General features: G+C 68.3%; 16 protein-coding genes and 2 tRNA genes. 14 read left to right on the top strand and 4 right to left on the bottom strand.

Going from position 1 to position 17640, the window contains the following annotated elements:
* Positions 1-47 precede the first annotated feature (47 nt).
* The 11 genes from recF to ACIQTT_RS10720 all read left to right on the top strand — a co-directional run bounded on the left by recF (position 48) and on the right by ACIQTT_RS10720 (position 11026).
* Entirely contained in the window at positions 48-1223 is a 1176-nt protein-coding gene (recF, locus tag ACIQTT_RS10770) for a DNA replication/repair protein RecF (RefSeq protein WP_402789428.1), read from the top strand.
* A complete protein-coding gene (locus tag ACIQTT_RS10765; protein WP_402789425.1) occupies positions 1220-1747 on the top strand; it encodes a DUF721 domain-containing protein in 528 nt (175 codons plus the stop codon). The genes recF and ACIQTT_RS10765 overlap by 4 nt, the downstream gene beginning before the upstream one ends.
* Before the next feature lie 118 nt (positions 1748-1865).
* Positions 1866-3950: a DNA topoisomerase (ATP-hydrolyzing) subunit B gene (gene gyrB / locus ACIQTT_RS10760; protein WP_402789423.1), complete on the top strand. Its 2085-nt coding sequence runs from the start codon at positions 1866-1868 to the stop codon at positions 3948-3950.
* Positions 3951-4024: 74 nt separating this feature from the next.
* Positions 4025-6583: a DNA gyrase subunit A gene (gene gyrA / locus ACIQTT_RS10755; RefSeq protein ID WP_402789420.1), complete on the top strand. Its 2559-nt coding sequence runs from the start codon at positions 4025-4027 to the stop codon at positions 6581-6583.
* A complete protein-coding gene (locus ACIQTT_RS10750) occupies positions 6580-6984 on the top strand; it encodes a DUF3566 domain-containing protein (RefSeq protein ID WP_402789417.1) in 405 nt (134 codons plus the stop codon). The genes gyrA and ACIQTT_RS10750 overlap by 4 nt, the downstream gene beginning before the upstream one ends.
* Positions 6985-7112: 128 nt before the next feature.
* Positions 7113-8381: a histidine kinase gene (locus tag ACIQTT_RS10745; RefSeq protein ID WP_402789414.1), complete on the top strand. Its 1269-nt coding sequence runs from the start codon at positions 7113-7115 to the stop codon at positions 8379-8381.
* Positions 8369-9058: a response regulator transcription factor gene (locus tag ACIQTT_RS10740; RefSeq protein WP_247624043.1), complete on the top strand. Its 690-nt coding sequence runs from the start codon at positions 8369-8371 to the stop codon at positions 9056-9058. Before ACIQTT_RS10745 ends, ACIQTT_RS10740 begins: the two co-directional genes overlap by 13 nt.
* On the top strand, positions 9055-9996 hold the full coding sequence (locus ACIQTT_RS10735; RefSeq protein ID WP_402789411.1) for a hypothetical protein: 942 nt from the start codon (positions 9055-9057) through the stop codon (positions 9994-9996). Before ACIQTT_RS10740 ends, ACIQTT_RS10735 begins: the two co-directional genes overlap by 4 nt.
* 85 nt (positions 9997-10081) lie before the next feature.
* Positions 10082-10155 (top strand) — tRNA-Ile (locus ACIQTT_RS10730).
* A 25-nt stretch (positions 10156-10180) separates the two neighbouring features.
* A tRNA-Ala gene (locus tag ACIQTT_RS10725) sits at positions 10181-10253 on the top strand.
* Positions 10254-10492: 239 nt separating this feature from the next.
* Positions 10493-11026 (top strand): hypothetical protein, encoded by a 534-nt coding sequence (locus tag ACIQTT_RS10720; RefSeq protein ID WP_402789408.1) that lies wholly within the window; start codon positions 10493-10495, stop codon positions 11024-11026.
* A gap of 13 nt (positions 11027-11039) precedes the next feature.
* Here the strand turns inward: ACIQTT_RS10720 and ACIQTT_RS10715 are convergent, their stop codons facing one another.
* Positions 11040-11537: a DUF3253 domain-containing protein gene (locus tag ACIQTT_RS10715; RefSeq protein WP_402789405.1), complete on the bottom strand. Its 498-nt coding sequence runs from the start codon at positions 11535-11537 to the stop codon at positions 11040-11042.
* 169 nt (positions 11538-11706) lie between these two features.
* Between ACIQTT_RS10715 and ACIQTT_RS10710 the strand changes: the two genes are divergently transcribed.
* Positions 11707-11985 carry a hypothetical protein gene (locus ACIQTT_RS10710; RefSeq protein ID WP_402789402.1) on the top strand — a complete coding sequence of 93 codons (279 nt, stop codon included), beginning with the start codon at positions 11707-11709 and terminating at the stop codon, positions 11983-11985.
* 83 nt (positions 11986-12068) lie between these two features.
* Here ACIQTT_RS10710 and ACIQTT_RS10705 read toward each other — a convergent pair whose 3' ends face one another.
* Positions 12069-12893, bottom strand: a complete 825-nt coding sequence (locus ACIQTT_RS10705) for a helix-turn-helix transcriptional regulator (protein WP_402791168.1) — start codon at positions 12891-12893, stop codon at positions 12069-12071.
* 82 nt (positions 12894-12975) lie between these two features.
* On the opposite strand from ACIQTT_RS10705, the gene ilvD reads away from it, so the two are divergent.
* The gene (gene ilvD / locus ACIQTT_RS10700; RefSeq protein ID WP_402789400.1) at positions 12976-14880 is read left to right on the top strand and encodes a dihydroxy-acid dehydratase; all 1905 of its coding nucleotides are present in this window, start codon (positions 12976-12978) and stop codon (positions 14878-14880) included.
* Between the two features lie 64 nt (positions 14881-14944).
* On the opposite strand, the gene ACIQTT_RS10695 is transcribed toward ilvD, so the two are convergent.
* Positions 14945-15520 carry a helix-turn-helix domain-containing protein gene (locus ACIQTT_RS10695; protein ID WP_402789397.1) on the bottom strand — a complete coding sequence of 192 codons (576 nt, stop codon included), beginning with the start codon at positions 15518-15520 and terminating at the stop codon, positions 14945-14947.
* A 120-nt stretch (positions 15521-15640) separates the two neighbouring features.
* On the opposite strand from ACIQTT_RS10695, the gene ACIQTT_RS10690 reads away from it, so the two are divergent.
* Positions 15641-16567, top strand: a complete 927-nt coding sequence (locus tag ACIQTT_RS10690; RefSeq protein WP_402789394.1) for a hypothetical protein — start codon at positions 15641-15643, stop codon at positions 16565-16567.
* A gap of 59 nt (positions 16568-16626) precedes the next feature.
* On the opposite strand, the gene ACIQTT_RS10685 is transcribed toward ACIQTT_RS10690, so the two are convergent.
* Positions 16627-17637 (bottom strand): LacI family DNA-binding transcriptional regulator, encoded by a 1011-nt coding sequence (locus ACIQTT_RS10685; protein WP_402789392.1) that lies wholly within the window; start codon positions 17635-17637, stop codon positions 16627-16629.
* Between the last annotated feature and the right edge of the window lie 3 nt (positions 17638-17640).

Here is a 17640-nt window from a genome sequence, read left to right as displayed (position 1 = left end):
TCCGGTGCCGGCGGGGAGATGTCGTACCCCGAAGGTAGGCTGACTCCGTGATCGTGGAGCATCTGAGTCTGGTGGATTTTCGCAATTACGCGACCGCCGAACTCGCTCTGCACCGCGGACCGAACGTCCTCGTCGGTCGAAACGGCCAAGGCAAGACCAACCTCGCCGAGGCCGTGGTGTTCCTCGCCACCCTGGGATCCCACCGTGTCTCGTCCGATGCACCGATGGTGCGCGATGGGCAGGAGTTCGCGATCATCCGCGCGCGACTCTCGCACGGAGAGCGCAAGGTGCTCGCCGAGGTGCAGGTCAACCGGCAGGGGTCGAACAAGGCGCGCATCAACGGTTCCCCCTCGAAGACCAACGAGCTGCCGCGCTATGCGCATGTGGTGCTGTTCGCTCCGGAAGATCTTCAGATCGTGCGCGGCGACCCGTCGTCGCGCCGCCGCTTCGTCGACCAGCTGCTCATCCAGCGCACCCCGCGTCTCGCTGCGGTCCTGGCCGACTACGACCGTGTGCTCAAGCAGCGCAACGCACTGCTGAAGTCGGCCAGGGCGCGCGGCATCCGGGGTGAGGGCCTCAGTACTCTCGACGTCTGGGACGACAAGCTCGTCGCCCTCGGCTCGGAGATCATCGTCGCGCGCCAGCGTTTGGCCAATGACCTGCAGCAGCCGGTCGCCGATGCCTACGCCGCGATCGCCGGTGCCGATCATCGGCCTCAGCTCGAGTGGGCGCTATCGATCCGCGGCGGAGATCCCGAAGAAGACGAAGACACCGCCGCCGCGCCCGAGGACGCCGTGACCCCGGCGGCCGTCGCCGACCAGTTCCGCGCGTCGCTCGCGTCGAAGCGGTCGAGCGAACTCGATCGGGGTCTGACGCTGACGGGTCCGCACCGCGACGATCTGGTGCTGCGCGTCCGGTCGCTCCCGGTGAAGGGCTACGCCTCGCACGGCGAATCCTGGTCCGTCGCGCTCGCGCTGCGTCTCGCATCGGCCGAGCTGCTGCGCAGCGAGTCTCCCGCCGGCGACCCGGTGCTGATCCTCGACGACGTCTTCGCCGAGCTCGATGCCGACCGTCGCCAGCGGCTCGCGGCGCTCACCGCAGGCTACGAGCAGGTGGTGGTGACCGCCGCGGTGGAGGAGGATATCCCCGAGGTGCTGCATGCGCACGTCGTGCGGATCACCGCCGGAACCATCAGTGATGAGCGTGCAGGGGGCGACGAATGAACGACATCGTGAATCCGGCATCCGTTCCGGCATCCGAAGCCTCTGCTCCCGAAGCCCCCGAGACCGTCGCGACCTACCTGCGTCTGCGGGGACTCAAGCCCAGCGCCAAGAACTGGCGCAAGAAGAAGCGCGTCGCGATCGACGATGAGAACGCGCCCTTCGCCCCGGGTCGCGACCCCGGTGCCCTCGGTGCCGTGCTCGACAAGCTCAGCCGCGACTCCGGTTGGCAGATCACCCTCGCCCGTGAAGACCTCGTGCGTCAGTGGGCCGATCTCGCCGGCGCCGACACCGCGAAGCACTCGGAACCGGTATCGCTCGAGCGCGGGCTGCTGACGGTGAAGTGCGATTCCACGGCGTGGGCGAAGAACCTGCAGTACATGCGGGCGACCATCCTCACCGAGATCGGGCGACGGTATCCGGATGCCGGAGTCGAGAACCTCCGCTTCATCGGACCGGACGTCCCCTCCTGGAAATGGGGTCCCAGAGTCGTTCCAGGGCGGGGTCCGCGCGATACCTACGGGTAGGGCACCATGCAAGGGGGTAAAACCTCTCAGAGGGCCACACGCGGCCGTTGAGCGATATTTCGAGAGAAAACCCGGCTAGACTGGGAGTTCGCAATATCGATGTGGAGAATGTCTTCTGATGACGCCTGAATCCCCCGCCGACGAGTCCGAATCGACCACCGGGGGAACCCCCGACCCTTCGACGGGTGCGACCGGAGAAACATCGAACGCACCCGCGAACGAGCTCCCCGAATACGGGGCCGACTCGATCCAGATCCTCGAGGGACTCGAGGCCGTGCGCAAGCGCCCGGGTATGTACATCGGATCCACCGGTCCGCGCGGTCTGCACCACCTCGTCTACGAGATCGTCGACAACTCGGTCGATGAGGCACTGGCCGGCTACGCCGACACGATCCTCGTGACCCTCCTCGCCGACGGCGGCGTGCGCGTGGTCGACAACGGCCGCGGCATCCCCGTCGATCCGCACTCCTCCGACCCGACCAAGTCGACCGTCGAGGTCGTGCTCACGATCCTGCACGCGGGTGGCAAGTTCGGCGGCGGCGCCTACGCCGTCTCGGGCGGTCTGCACGGCGTCGGCTCCTCGGTCGTGAATGCTCTGTCGACGCGCTTCGAGGTCGAGGTCAAGCAGAAGGGCTTCGTCTGGCGGCACAGCTTCGCCGACGGTGGCGCCCCGCAGCAGCAGCTCGAAAAGGGCGAGGCGACCGACGAGACCGGAACGGCGATCACCTTCTGGGCCGACGGATCGATCTTCACCGAGACGACCGAGTACGACTACGACACCCTGCGCACCCGCTTCCAGCAGATGGCGTTCCTCAACAAGGGGCTCCGCATCGAGTTGAGCGACGAGCGTCCCTCCTCGACCTACGAGATCGAGGAGGCCGGGCAGACGATCGAGAAGCAGCCCGGTGACGTCTTCTTCTACGAGCGCGGACTCGTCGACTACGTCGAGTACCTCAACAAGGTTCGTCACGCCGAGGTCGTCACCGAGGAGATCATCGCGTTCGAGTCGGAAGACACCGATCGCAAGATCTCGCTCGAGGTCGCGATGCAGTGGACCACCTCGTACACCGAGAACGTCTTCACCTACGCGAACACCATCAACACCCACGAGGGTGGAACCCACGAAGAGGGCTTCCGCGCCGCGCTGACCACCCTGGTCAACAAGTACGCGCGCGCGAACAACCTGCTCAAGGAGAAGGACGACAACCTCTCGGGCGACGACGTGCGCGAGGGACTGACCGCCGTCATCTCGATCAAGCTCGGCGAGCCGCAGTTCGAGGGACAGACCAAGACGAAGCTCGGCAACACCGAGGCGAAGGCGTTCGTCCAGAAGGTCGTCGGCGATCAGCTCGGCGACTGGTTCGACCGCAACCCGAGCCAGGCGAAGAATGTCATCCGCAAGGCGATCGACGCCGCGACCGCTCGCATGGCCGCGCGCAAGGCACGCGAGACCGCACGTCGCAAGAGCGTGTTCGAGTCGGCCGCGATGCCCGACAAGCTCAAGGACTGCACGAGCAAGGACCCGTCGATCAGCGAGATCTTCCTCGTCGAGGGTGACTCAGCCGGCGGCTCCGCGGTGCAGGGTCGCGACCCGCACACGCAGGCGATCCTGGCGCTCCGCGGCAAGATCCTCAACGTCGAGCGCGCGCGCCTCGACAAGGCCCTCGGCAACAAAGAGGTCCAGGCGATGATCCAGGCCTTCGGCACGGGTATCGGCGAGGACTTCGACATCGAGAAGGCCCGCTATCACAAGATCGTCCTGATGGCGGATGCCGACGTCGACGGCCAGCACATCACGACGCTGTTGCTCACGCTGCTGTTCCGCTACATGCGCGGACTCATCGAGGCCGGTTTCGTGTACCTCGCGATGCCGCCGCTGTACCGCCTGAAGTGGTCGAACTCGCCGCACGAGTACGTGTTCAGCGACGACGAGCGCGACGCGCTGCTCAAGTACGGCCTCGACAACGGCAAGCGCATCCCGAAGGATGCGGGCATCCAGCGTTACAAGGGTCTCGGCGAGATGAACGCCAAGGAGCTGTGGGAGACCACGATGGATCACTCCACCCGCACCCTCCGTCAGGTGACGATCGAGGATGCCGCGGCCGCCGACGAGATCTTCAGCGTGCTGATGGGTGAGGACGTCGAGTCGCGTCGTACCTTCATCCAGCGCAACGCCAAGGACGTCCGCTTCCTCGACATCTAGCGCCACCCTGGGTCCCTGAGCTTGTCGAAGGGTCCCGGATGCTTCGACAAGCTCAGCAACCCAGGAAATGACACATGACTGACGAAGAACGCCCCGTCCCCGAGCACGACCACGGCCGGATCGACCAGGTCGATCTGCAGTCCGAGATGCAGCGCAGCTACCTCGACTACGCGATGGCCGTGATCGTCGGTCGCGCGCTGCCGGATGTACGAGACGGCCTCAAGCCGGTGCACCGCCGCGTGATCTACGGCATGTACGACGGTGGGTTCCGCCCCGACAAGTCGTTCTCGAAGTGCGCCCGCGTCGTCGGCGAGGTCATGGGTCAGTACCACCCGCACGGTGACTCGGCGATCTACGACGCCCTCGTGCGTCTCGTTCAGCCGTGGTCGCTGCGCTACCCGCTGGCGCTCGGTCAGGGCAACTTCGGCTCGCCCGGCAACATGGGTGCCGCCGCCCCTCGGTACACCGAGACCAAGATGGCTCCCCTCGCGCTCGAGATGGTGCGCGACATCGAAGAAGACACCGTCGACTTCACCGACAACTACGACGGTCAGACCCAGGAGCCGACGGTCCTCCCGGCCCGATTCCCGAACCTGCTGGTCAACGGTTCCGTCGGCATCGCGGTCGGTATGGCCACCAACATCCCGCCGCACAACCTGCGCGAGGTCTCGGAGGCCGCTCTCTGGGCGCTCGACAACCCCGGCATCACCCGTGAAGAGCTGCTCGACGGCCTGATCCAGCGCGTTCCCGGCCCGGACTTCCCGACCGGCGCACAGATCCTCGGCACCAAGGGCATCCACGAGGCGTACCGCACCGGCCGCGGATCGATCACGATGCGCGCCGTCGTCAGCGTCGAGGAGATCCAGGGCCGCACGTGCCTCGTCATCACCGAGCTGCCGTACCAGGTGAACCCCGACAACGTCGCGGTCAAGATCGGCGATCTCGCCCGTGACGGCAAGATCACCGGCATCGCCGACATCCGCGACGAGTCGTCCGACCGCACGGGTCAGCGCCTGGTCGTCGTGCTCAAGCGCGATGCCGTCGCGAAGGTCGTGCTGAACAACCTCTACAAGCACACGCAGCTGCAGGAGAACTTCGGCGCGAACATGCTCGCGATCGTCGACGGTGTGCCCCGCACCCTCGCGATCGACGGGTTCATCAGCCACTGGATCGCGCACCAGATCGAAGTGATCGTGCGCCGCACGCAGTTCCGCCTCAACGAGGCCGAGAAGCGGATGCACATCCTGCGCGGTTACCTCAAGGCGCTCGACGCCCTCGACGAGGTCATCGCACTCATCCGTCGATCGCAGACCACGCAGGAAGCGAACGAGGGACTCCAGAAGCTCCTCGACATCGACGAGATCCAGGCCGACGCGATCCTGCAGATGCAGCTGCGCCGCCTGGCCGCGCTCGAGCGTCAGAAGATCATCGACCAGGCGACCGAGCTCGAAGCGCTCATCACGGACTACAAGGCGATCCTCGCCGATGAGGGTCGTCAGCGCACGATCATCCGTGAGGAGCTCACCGGGATCGTCGACAAGTTCGGCGACGAGCGCCGCACGCACATCCTGCACGGCTACGACGGCGACGTCTCGATGGAAGATCTCATCGCCGAGGAGGAGATGGTCGTCACCGTCACGCGCGATGGTTACATCAAGCGCACGCGCAGCGACAACTACCGCTCCCAGCACCGCGGCGGCAAGGGCATCAAGGGCGCCCAGCTGCGCGCGGATGACATCGTCGAGCACTTCTTCGTCACGACGACGCACCACTGGCTGCTGTTCTTCACCGACAAGGGTCGCGTCTACCGCGCCAAGACCTACGAGGTGCCCGAGGCCGGCCGCGACGCGAAGGGCACGCACGTCGCCAACCTGCTGGCGATGCAGCCCGACGAGAGCATCGCGCAGATCCTCGACATCCGCGACTACGCGGTCGCCGAGTACCTGGTGCTCGCCACGCACAACGGTCTCGTCAAGAAGACCCGTCTCGAGGCGTACGACACCAACCGTCAGGGCGGCGTCATCGCGATCCGTCTGAACGACGACGATGCGCTGGTCGGCGCTCTGCTCGTCGATGCCGAGGACGATATCCTCCTCATCAGCCGCAAGGGCATGTCGGTGCGCTTCCAGGCCACCGATGAGGCGCTGCGCCCGATGGGTCGCGCGACCGCGGGTGTGAAGGGCATGAAGTTCCGCGAGGGTGACAGTCTGCTCTCGGCATCCGTCGCCGCCCCCGGCAAGTTCGTGTTCGTGGTCACCGACGGCGGGTACGCCAAGCGCACCGCCGTCGAGGAATACCGCGTCCAGGGACGCGGCGGATTCGGCATCAAGGTGGCCAAGCTGCATGACGATCGGGGCACTCTCGCGGGCGGTCTGATCGTCTCCGCAGACGACGAGGTCCTTGTGGTTCTGTCCAGCGGCAAGGTGGTACGCTCTGCCGTGGCCGAGGTGCCCGCCAAGGGCCGAGACACCATGGGAGTGGTGTTCGCCCGGACGACGGAAGCCGACCGGATCCTCGCGATCGCCCGCAACGGCGAACGTGGCCTCTCCGACGAAGACGAAACGGATGAGGCGGATGCCGCAGCAGACGTCACCGAGACGACAGAGACCCCCGAGGAGAGCACGGACGCATGAGCACGGTAGCCGACAAGCTCGCGAAGAAATCCACCCGTAAGACCGGTGGCAAGCAGGTTCGCCTGCGCCTGGTCTACGTCGACTTCTGGTCGGCCGTGAAGCTCTCGTTCCTCGGAGCGGTGGCCCTCGCGGTCGTCACGATGGTGTCGTTCTTCCTGGTCTTCCTGGTGCTGCAGGCGACGAACGTGATGTCGACCGCTGAGGACTTCATCGCGAGCCTCACCGACAACGCGTTCATCCTCACCGAGGTCGTCGGTCTTCCGCAGGTCATGGCGTTCGCGGCCGTCGTCGCGATCCTCAATCTCATCGTCTTCACGGTGCTCGGCGCCGTGATCGCGGGTATCTACAACCTCGCGGTCAAGGTCACCGGCGGCCTGCTCGTCGGCTTCATGTCGAACTGACCGATTTTCATGGAGGGGCGGATGCTGCGGCATCCGCCCCTCCGTCGTCCCTGGGGTAGGGAAAACCCGAACCCAGGTGTCCGGGTTCCTCGGTGTCCGCGCGATCTGCGCGCCCGTACCTTGGAATCATGACGACACAGACTGCGACCCCGCCGCAGGCGACGGCCGTGAAGCCGCCGCTGAGGATCCCGCTCACCATCCTGCATCTCGCGGGAGTGGGCGTCATCGGCGGCATCATCAACGCGACCCTCATCGGGATACTCGGAACCGGCCTCGGGCTGCTCTTCGCCTTCGGGATCGGAGTGGTCTTCCTCGTCGGCCTGGTCTACGCGCTGTTCGGCGTCGGTTGGTTCGAGGTCGCCCGTGTCGGTGCTCTCTACCGGGTGCCGATCTCCCCCCTCCGTCTGCGGCCTCGCGAACGGCCCGGTTTCGGCGGGTGGCTTCGTGCTCTCGGACGCCAGACGATCGACGGACGCATGTGGCGGGCACTGGCGAACTTCGCCATCGCGGTGATCCTCGGGTTCATCGTGCTGCGTCTCGCCGCCGCGTTCGCGTGGTCGGTCGTGATCTCGTTCGCGCCCCTCACCTCCGCGGAATCGGTGGTCGGCCCGTTCGGCGGTGGCGCTCTGCTCGTCGCCTGGGCCCCGCTCGTCGGCATCCTCGGGATCGCCGCGTCGCTCGCCGGCATGATCGGGCTCGCCCTTCTCCACCGCACGCTGTCGCTCGCCATCGTGGTGCGCAGCCGTGAGGCCGAGCTCACCGAGCAGGTACGCGCGACCACCGCACAGCGTGAGGGAGCCGTGCGCGCCGCCGATGTCGAACGCACGCGCATCGAACGCGACCTGCACGACGGCGTCCAGCCCCGACTCGTCTCGGTCGGCATGACGCTCGGGCTCGCCCAGCAGAAGATCGAGACGGATCCCGATGCGGCGAAGGACCTGATCGCCGAGGCGCACACGTCCACGAAGGCCGCCATCACCGAACTCCGACAGCTCGCCCGCGGCATCCATGCCTCGGTGCTCGATGACCGGGGACTCGACGCGGCCCTGTCGGCACTCGCCGGTCGCTCGCACATCCCGGTATCGCTCGACGTCCGCATGGACGGTCGATGCAGTCGTGAGGCGGAGGCAGCGGTGTACTTCTCGATCGCCGAGTCGCTGACCAACGCGGCGAAGCACTCGCGGGCCAGCGAAGCGCGAGTGACGGTGCGCATCCGCGAGGGCAACACCCTCTGGGCCCGCGTCGAGGACAACGGCATGGGTGGCGCTCAGGTGCAGCCCGGTGGCGGACTCGACGGCATCGCCAACCGCGTGCTCGCCGCGGGAGGGACCTTCCGCCTCGAGAGCCCGCAGGGCGGCCCGACCAGCCTGGAGGTGAACGTGCCATGCGCATCCTGATCTGCGAGGACTCGGTCCTGCTGCGCGAAGGTCTCGTGCGTCTGCTCGAGGACGCCGGCCACGAGGTGGTCGCGGCGCTCCCCGACACCTCGGGGCTGACCGAGGCGGTCGCCACGACGGATCCGGAACTCTGCATCCTCGACGTGCGCCTGCCCCCGACGTTCACCGACGAGGGCATCCGTGCGGCGCTGGGACTGCGGTCGACGCATCCGTCGCTCGCGCTCCTCGTGCTCTCGCAGTACGTCGAGGAGCGCTACGCCTCGGATCTGATCGCCGCACAGGGCGGCCCGCTGGGGTACCTGCTCAAGGACCGGGTCGCCGACGTCGCCGAGTTCCTGCAGTCGGTGCAGCGCATCGCCGAGGGGGCGACCGTGCTCGATCCCGAGGTGGTGGCGCAGTTGCTCACGCGGCGCAATCGCGACGACCGGATGCTGCGGCTCACCGAGCGCGAACGCACCGTGCTGGCGCTGATCGCGGAGGGCAAGTCGAACCAGGCGATCGCCGGACTCCTCTTCGTCTCGGAGGCGAGCGTCGAGAAGCACATCACCTCCATCTTCCAGAAGCTCGGGTTCGAGCAGGACGAGTCGGGAAACCGCCGCGTGCTCGCCGCCCTCGCCCACATCGAGAACACCGGCGGTCCCATCCCGCCGGCCACCCAGAACGGAGCGGCGCGATGAGCACCGACCAGAACGACTACCAGGGCGGACACACCCCGCTCACTCCCCCGCCGGCGTCGGTGCCGGCCCAGCCGACGGCATCCGTCACGCCCCCGAGTGCTCCGTCGGGACCCACCGGTTCGGGTGCACGCTCGGGCGGGGTCACCGCGATCGCGATCATCACCGCGGTGGTCGGCGGGATCGCTCTCGTCGGTACGGCGGGTACCGCGGCGATCGCGGCCACGAGCAACATCAGTGTGGCGAGCAACGCGGGCGGAGACACCGTCCAGGGCATCGACGTCGACGGGATCGAATCCCTCACCGTCGACGCCGATGCCAGCAGCCTGCGCGTGGAGTTCGGTGACGTCGACCAGGCCGAGCTCGCCATCTCGAACCGCCGTGGCCCGGACTGGACCATCGAGCGCGACGGCGACGAACTGGTGGTGCGCAGTCCCGACAATCGTTGGGACTGGTGGTTCGGTGACTGGGGCGGTCGGGGTGAGGTCGCCGTGCTGACCCTGCCCGAGAGCCTGCGGGCCGATGCGATCGACGCGGACCTGACGCTCGACGCCGGGGGCCTCGACGTCGTCGGCGACTTCGGTGCTCTCGACATCGACGTGAGCGCGGGGGCGCTCGACGTCGAAGGGTCGGCGACCGCGTTGGCGGTCGACATGAGCGCGGGCCGTGCCGACATCGTCCTCGCCGACGTCGACGACGCGTCGCTGAGCGTCTCGGCGGGAGATCTCACTGTCGAACTGACCGGAACCGCGCCGACGCGCACGACGGTCGAGGTGAGCGCGGGGTCGGTCGACCTCACCGTGCCGGACGTCGCGTACGACATCACCCAGAGCGTGGATGCCGGATCCCTCGATGCTCGGGTCGAGCAATCCGCGAGCGCCCGACGCAGCATCGAGGTCTCGCTCTCGGCCGGTGGCGTGACCATTCGCCCGGGCCGCTGATCGCCCACGAGCGCGGGGACTCGCCCGGGTCCCCGCGCTCGATTGGGAGTTTCGGCGAATCTCCGGTAAAGTTTCGGAGGTTGACGGGCCCATAGCTCAGGTGGTTAGAGCGCTTCACTGATAATGAAGAGGTCCCAGGTTCAAGTCCTGGTGGGCCCACACATCAACTCAAGAAATACCCCTCGGGGCCTTAGCTCAGTTGGTAGAGCGCCTGCTTTGCAAGCAGGATGTCAGGAGTTCGAATCTCCTAGGCTCCACACTGTGTTGAGACAGTTCGAGAAGGCCCCGCCATGTGCGGGGCCTTCTCGTTTCCACAGGTGTTAACAACTCTGTTAAGAACTTTTCGGGCGTCTGCTGCCGGATTCTGAGTACACCGATACATCGCCGCTCTTCCCGCCTCCGCCCGCACCCTGAGCGTCGGACCGAACCTCCGTACCTCCTCCGAGTGCGGGTGATCGACTCGATCCCGTGGGTCGGCCTCCGTAGCGTGGGACGTATGGACATCAGACGAGGACTCACCATCGGGGCGGTGCTGACGGTCGGCATCGCCCTCACCGGGTGCACGGGTGCGCCGACGGATGTCGAGACGCCTGCACCCTCGACATCCGCTTCGGCCGCCCCGACCCCGACGCCCGCCCCGACCGCGGATGCCGACACCGACGCGGCCCTGCTGCCGATTCCCGTCGACGACATCAAGGACTGGGCGGACACCGCCATCATCTGGGCCGACGACGCCCAGGGGACCGGCACGTTCTCGGGGTGGCTGGGCGAGCACGCCTCCGCGCACCACCTGACGAGCTTCACGTCGGTGCCCGCCGGCACGTACCAGGGGCAGATCGCCTGCCGCGGTGACGGCACGATCACCCTCCAGGCGGGCGAGCTCGAGAGCGACCCGAGCACCGACCCGATCGAGTGCACGAACGCCACCATCGCCTTCGACCTCACCACGACGGGAACCGGGATGAGCGTGGTGCTCGATCTCGACGGAGCCCCCACCGTCTACGCCGTCGCCCTCCAGCGGGTCGAGTGACAGGTCTGCCCTCTCAGTGGATGGCGCTGATCCGCACCGGTCCGCGTACGTGATCGATGCGCACGGGCTCGCCCTTCTGCGTGACGACGATGTCGCCCTGTGCGGCGAGGGAGCCGGCGATCCGGCGCACGTCGTCCATGGAGTCACGCCACGTGTCGCCTCCGACGGTGCGGGCGACATCGCTCGGGCAGATCGACGAGCCCTCCCGTCGACGCGTGAGAGTGCGGATGGCGGCGGCGATCCTCTCGTCGTATCCGCTGCCGGTTCGTTGCTCCCACCACGGGTGCCCGCGCTCGCCGAGCGCGACCTTCGCGTCCTGCACGCGCCCCCGAGCATCCGCCTCCCCGGCTTTGACCGCGCGGCGCGCGGCCATCAGCTCGTCGACCAGCTCCTGCCGGAACGAGTCGGGGATCGTCGGATCCGTCGCGCGCCAGCGTCGCCCGTCGATCACGAAGTGATGGCCGTCCGGGGTGCGCTCGGGCTCGGTGCGGTGGTCGGTGAAGGTGCCCATGGGGTCACTCTGCGCGGAGCTTCAGCCGAGGTGAAGGGTCTTGACGCGCGGGTGGAAAGGCGTCCATCCCCGCTGAGGGGTCAAGACACGCCGTCATCGTCCGCCGGGCACGGCGTGTTCTGACCCCTCGCGAGGATGACACGCAGGTACCGGGACTAGCCTGGCGCGCATGACCGAGAAAAGCGACCTGACCGACGCGAGCACCTTCGACCTGGCCGAGCTCTCGATCGGATTCCTCGCCCCGCCCGAGGTCTTCGACGAACTGCACCGCCGCGTGCAGGAGATGCTCGAGACGGATTTCGAGAACGTCGTGTGGGAGATGCGCATCCGCGAGAACCTCACCGACGACCCCGACCACCGCGATAACTACGCCGGCCTCTACGAGCAGGTCGAGATCGAATCGACGCACGGGCTGCTGGGCAAGCGGATCGAGCCGGGCGAGGGCTGAGTTCCTCGGGACGGGACCCTTCGACAAGCTCAGGGACCCAGTTGCTTGGCTCGCTGAGCCTGTCGAAGCGTCTCAACACGACCTCAGTCGCGGCGACGGAAGAACCTCGCGCGGGCCGCCGCATCCGCGGGGGTGTAGACGACGAGCTGGATGTCGGTCTGGTCGGACGGCCGCAGCTGGTGATGCTCGAACACGAGCCGGCCCAGTGACGGATGCCGGAACACGCGCTCGCGCGATTCGAACCCGCGCACGTCGTGGCTCTCCCAGCGCTCGCGGAACTCCGGGCTCGCCTCCATCAGGCGTCCGACGAGGTCGCGATAGCGCGGATCGCCGAGTCGCGGCCCCGCCTCGGCGCGGAACTCGGCGAGGAAGCGGCGGCTGGTGTCGTCCCAATCGTCGAGCAGGTCGCGCACGGCGGGGTCGGTGAAGATCAGCCAGAGCAGGTTGCGCTTCTCGGGCGGGGTGGTGGCGACGTTCGGATAGAGCGCCTCGTAGGCGGCATTCCACCCGGCGACGCCCCAGTCGGGCGCGAGCGCGTAGGCCGGGTGCTCCTCCAGCGCATCGAGGAAGCGCTGCACGTGGGCCGGTGCGGTTTCGACCGCCTCGCCCGTCCCCGGTCGTGCGGGCGCGAACCCCGCCAGGCGCAGCGCGTAGTCGTGTTCGGCCACGGTCAGGTGCAGCGCGGTGGCGACGGCATCCAGTACCTGCCGCGAGGGATTGATGTCGCGACCCTGCTCGAGCCAGGTGTACCAGGTGACGCTGACGCCCGAGAGGTACGAGATCTCCTCGCGGCGCAGACCGATCGTGCGGCCGCGACCGGCGGGCGGCAAGCCGTAGGCGCTGCGGTCGAGCTGCTCGCGCCGGGCGCGCAGGAACGCCCCCAGCTCCTTGCGCTGCTCCTCGTCCACGGCCACAGAACAAACCTAGTGCTCTCACTACTAGTGTCAGCGCCGTCTTCCGGCATCCGTCCCGTCCCACGAAGGTGGAACCATGCCCACCCCTCTTCGTTCCCGCACCGTCACGCATGGCCGCAACGCCGCCGGAGCCCGTGCCCTCTTCCGCGCCGCCGGCGTCAACGCCGCCGACTTCGGCAAGCCGATGATCGCCGTGGCGAACAGCTTCACCGAGTTCGTGCCCGGCCACACGCACCTGCAGCCGGTCGGACGCATCGTCTCCGACGCGATCTCGGCGGCGGGCGGCATCCCCCGCGAGTTCAACACCATCGCCGTCGACGACGGCATCGCCATGGGCCACGGCGGCATGCTCTACTCGCTGCCCTCGCGCGACCTGATCGCAGACTCGGTCGAGTACATGGTCAACGCGCACCAGGCCGACGCGCTCGTGTGCATTTCGAACTGCGACAAGATCACGCCCGGCATGCTCATGGCGGCGCTGCGTCTGAACATCCCGACGGTGTTCGTGTCGGGTGGTCCGATGGAGGCCGGTCGCGCGACGCTCGTCGATGGCAGCGTGCGCACCCTCGATCTGGTCGACGCGATCTCCGAGGCGGCGAACGACACGGTGTCGGATGCCGACATCCAGCGCATCGAGGAGAACGCCTGCCCGACCTGCGGGTCGTGCTCGGGCATGTTCACCGCCAACTCGATGAACTGCCTCGTCGAGGCGCTGGGACTCGCCCTGCCGGGCAACGGTTCGGTGCTCGCCACCCACACTGCTCGTCGCGCGCTGTACGAGAAGGCCGGCGAGGTCGCGGTGCAGATCACCCGTCGCTTCTACGACGAGGACGACCGTTCGGTGCTGCCGCGTGAGGTCGCGAGCTTCGCCGCGTTCGAGAACGCGATGGCGCTCGACATCGCGATGGGCGGATCGACGAACACGATCCTGCACCTGCTCGCCGCCGCCCACGAGGCCGGGATCGACTTCGGCCTCGACGAGATCGATGCGATCTCGCGTCGCGTGCCCTGCCTCGCCAAGATCGCCCCGAACCCGGCCTACGGCCGCATGTACTACATGGAGGATGTGCATCGCGCGGGCGGCATCCCCGCCGTGCTCGGTGAACTGCGTCGCGGCGGTCTGCTGAAGGAAGACGTCAGCACCATCCACTCGGAGTCGTTCGCGTCGTGGCTCGATGACTGGGACATCCGTGGCGGCAAGGCCACCGACGTCGCGAAGGACCTGTGGTTCGCGGCTCCCGGTGGCGTGCGCTCGTCGAGCGCGTTCTCGCAGTCGGAGCGCTGGGCGGCTCTCGATGAGGACGGCGAGAACGGATGCATCCGCGACGTCGACCACGCCTACTCGGTCGACGGTGGTCTGGCCGTGCTGCGTGGCAACCTGGCCGTCGACGGCGCCGTCGTGAAGACCGCGGGTGTCGACCCGTCGATCCTGGTGTTCTCGGGGCCGGCGGTCGTGTGCGAGTCGCAGGAGGAGGCGGTCGCGAAGATCCTCGGCAAGAAGATCCAGCCGGGCGACGTGGTCGTCATCCGCTACGAGGGCCCGAAGGGTGGCCCGGGCATGCAGGAGATGCTGCATCCGACCTCGTTCCTCAAGGGCCGTGGACTCGGCAAGGTGTGCGCGCTGATCACCGACGGCCGATTCTCGGGCGGCACCTCGGGTCTGTCGATCGGACACGTCTCGCCCGAGGCGGCATCCGGCGGTGTGATCGCGCTCGTCGAGGACGGCGACGTCATCTCGATCGACATCCCCACCCGCGGCATGACCCTCGAGGTCAGCGAGCCCGAGCTCGAGCAGCGCCGTGCGCGCCTGCTGGATGCCGGTGGCTACCGCCCCGTCGACCGGCAGCGCCCCGTCTCGCTGGCGCTGCGCGCCTACGCGGCGATGGCGACGTCGGCCGACCGCGGCGCCGTGCGCGACGTCGAGGCCGTCGAGAACGCCCTGCGCGAGCAGGAGATCCGGCGGGCGTCCACGCTCGTCTGAACCCGACGATGAGGGGTCAGAACACGCCGCGACCCGACCCGGGCGTGCAGCGTGTCTTGACCCCTCACGGGTGGGAGAAGAGGTCGCGCGCCACGGGCCGCTCGCCCTCCGGCCCGAACAGGTGCAGGATCTCGACCGACAGGCCGTCGGCCGGCCCGAACCAGTGCGGTGTCGCGGCGTCGAACTCGACGATCTCGCCCGGGTCCACCTCGTGCTCTTCCGCTCCGAGGATCAGTCGTAGCGTGCCGGCGAGCACGTAGATCCAGGCGTGCCCACGATGTGTCACGAGCGCGGGCTCGCGGGGGCCGAGCACGTGCTTGAACACCTGCACGCGTCCCGGATGCTGCGTCAGCGGTACGGCCACTCCTCCGGCGATCAGCCGCTGGGGTTCGAGGTGTACGCGCGGGTCACCGGTCTCGGGTGCGCCGATCAGCCGGTCGAGCGACACCTCGTAGGCGCGCGCGAGCGGGATCAGCAGATCGAGGGTCGGATGCCGGTGGCCGGTCTCGAGTCGCGACAGCACGCTGATCGAGAGGCCGGCGAGCTCGCCGAGTGACGTGAGGGTGAGTCCGCGTGCCCGCCGGAGGGCGCGCAGGCGCGGGCCGATCGCGGCGAGAATGTCAGCGGTATCGGCATCCATCCCCTCATCTTTGCAGGAACCGCAAACCGTCTGGCTCTCGCCACCGGATGCAACCGACCATGGAGATCCCGCCGAACGAAGGAGCACCATGTCCGCCCTCCCCTCCCACCCCCGCATCCGATGAGGGCCCTGCTCCTCGGCGCCCGCGGTGCCGTCGGCACCGTCGTCCGCCGAGACCTGGAACGCGACGGGCACCGCGTCACCGCCGCCAGCCGTGCCGAGTCCGACGGTGCCCGCATCGATCTGCGCGGCGACCTCTCCCCGCTGGCCGCGCTCGCCGCCGAGCACGACGTGGTGGTGAACGCCTCGGGCATCGAGCGCGCCGACCTCGCATCCGCGACCGGTGCCACGCCCCTCGTCGACATCTCCGCCACCGGCTCCTATCTCGAGGCGCTGCGGCTGACGGCATCCGGACCGGTCGTTCTCGGAGCCGGACTCGTGCCCGGTCTCAGCACGGTGCTCGCGGGATCCCTCGGCACTCGCACGGGCGACGACGTCGATGTGCTCGTGATGCTCGGCAGCGGCGAGCAGCACGGACCCGCCGCGGTCGCGTGGACGGCCGGACTCGTCGGCACCGATCTGCATCGCCCGCCCGAGGGCGGCATGGTGCGCAACTTCCACGAGAGCATCCGTGCGCTCGGGCCGGATGGTCGGGCCCGTCGCTACCTGCGCGCAGACTTCCCCGATCACGTTCTGCTCGGGGGGCCGCATGCCCCAAGCATCCGCTCCTACCTGACCCTCGGATCGGCCGTGATGACCGGTGCGCTCGAGCTGGTCGGGCGGATGCCGGCGTTCCGCGGCGCCCTCACGATGGCGCCCCACGTGGGAACGGATGCCTGGCACGTCGTCGCGCGGAACCGCCGCACGGGCGAGCGGAACGAGGCCTCGGGCCGCGGGCAGTCCGAGGCGACCGGGCGCCTGACGGCGCTCGCCGCCGTGCGCGTGGTCGAGGCGCAGCCACCGCGGCCGGTGACGATGGCCGATCTCGTTCCCCTGGCCGATGCGCTCGCCGCGACAACGCACGCCACCGCCCCTGTTCACCCGTGAGGGGTCACGACATGCCGCACGCGACTGCGCGCCCGAGGCGTGTCTTGACTCTCAGTGAATCACTGCGAGCGGGTCGACGTCCGCTCGATGAGGCGCATCGGCACGACCACGCTCTCAGGTTTGCGGGTGCGGTCGCCGAGGCGTGCGAGAGCCAGGCGCGCGGCCGACCGCCCGAGTTCCTCGACGTCGCCGGTCACGACGCTGATGCCGAGCACCGTCGCCCACTCCGGGTCGTCGAAGCCGATCACGGCGGGCGGGGCATCGGTCGCCGCGATCTCCTCCATGACACCGAGAAGGACGCGGTTGTTGCCGGCCACGATCGCGGTCGGAGGTTCGTCGAGGGCGAGCAGTTCGCGCACGCACTCCCGTGACGATGCGACGTCGTGCGCGTCGGTGCGCAGCAGCTCGCGCCAGGCGACCGGGGACCCGTCGAGCACGTCGCCCATGCCGGCGAGGCGGGCGCGGTACGTGGGCAGCCAGGCGTAGTCGCCGATGAACGCGATGCGTCGGTGTCCGCGATCGATCAGGTGCTGGGCGACGAGGCGCCCGCCTTCGCGGTTGTCGAACACGACGGAGTCGGCGGCGAGATTCTCGGCCGGGCGGTCGACGAAGACGACCGGGATGCCGCGGGCCTGCAGCGTCGCGTAGTCGGCGTGGTCGGTCATCGCCGAGACCGTGATGACCGCCTTGGTCTGCCGGTCGGCGAGGTCGTGCGCGACGCGCTTCTCCTGCTCGGCGGACTCGCGCGAGTTCGCCACCGACAGGTGCATGCCGCGGGGGCGGATCTCGTCTTCGACGGCCTGGGCGAGGGCCGAGTAGAACGGGTTGGTGAAGTCTCCGGTGATGAGTCCGAGCGAATCCGCGAGGCGTCCGCTGGCGAGGAGGCTCGCGGCGGCGTTGCGCTGGTAGTCGAGTTCGGCGGCCGCGGCGAGCACGCTCGTGAGCGTCTTCTCGCTGACGTACGACTCGCCTCCGAGTGCACGCGATGCCGTCTTCAGGCTCACGCCGGCGCGCGCGGCGACCTGCGCGAGCGTGGGGCGGGGTGCGGCCCCGTCTTCCTGTGGTGTCATCTG

Source organism: Microbacterium sp. NPDC090225 (genome assembly GCF_044772365.1).
Lineage (GTDB): Bacteria > Actinomycetota > Actinomycetes > Actinomycetales > Microbacteriaceae > Microbacterium.
This window is presented reverse-complemented; position numbering and strand designations above follow the sequence as displayed.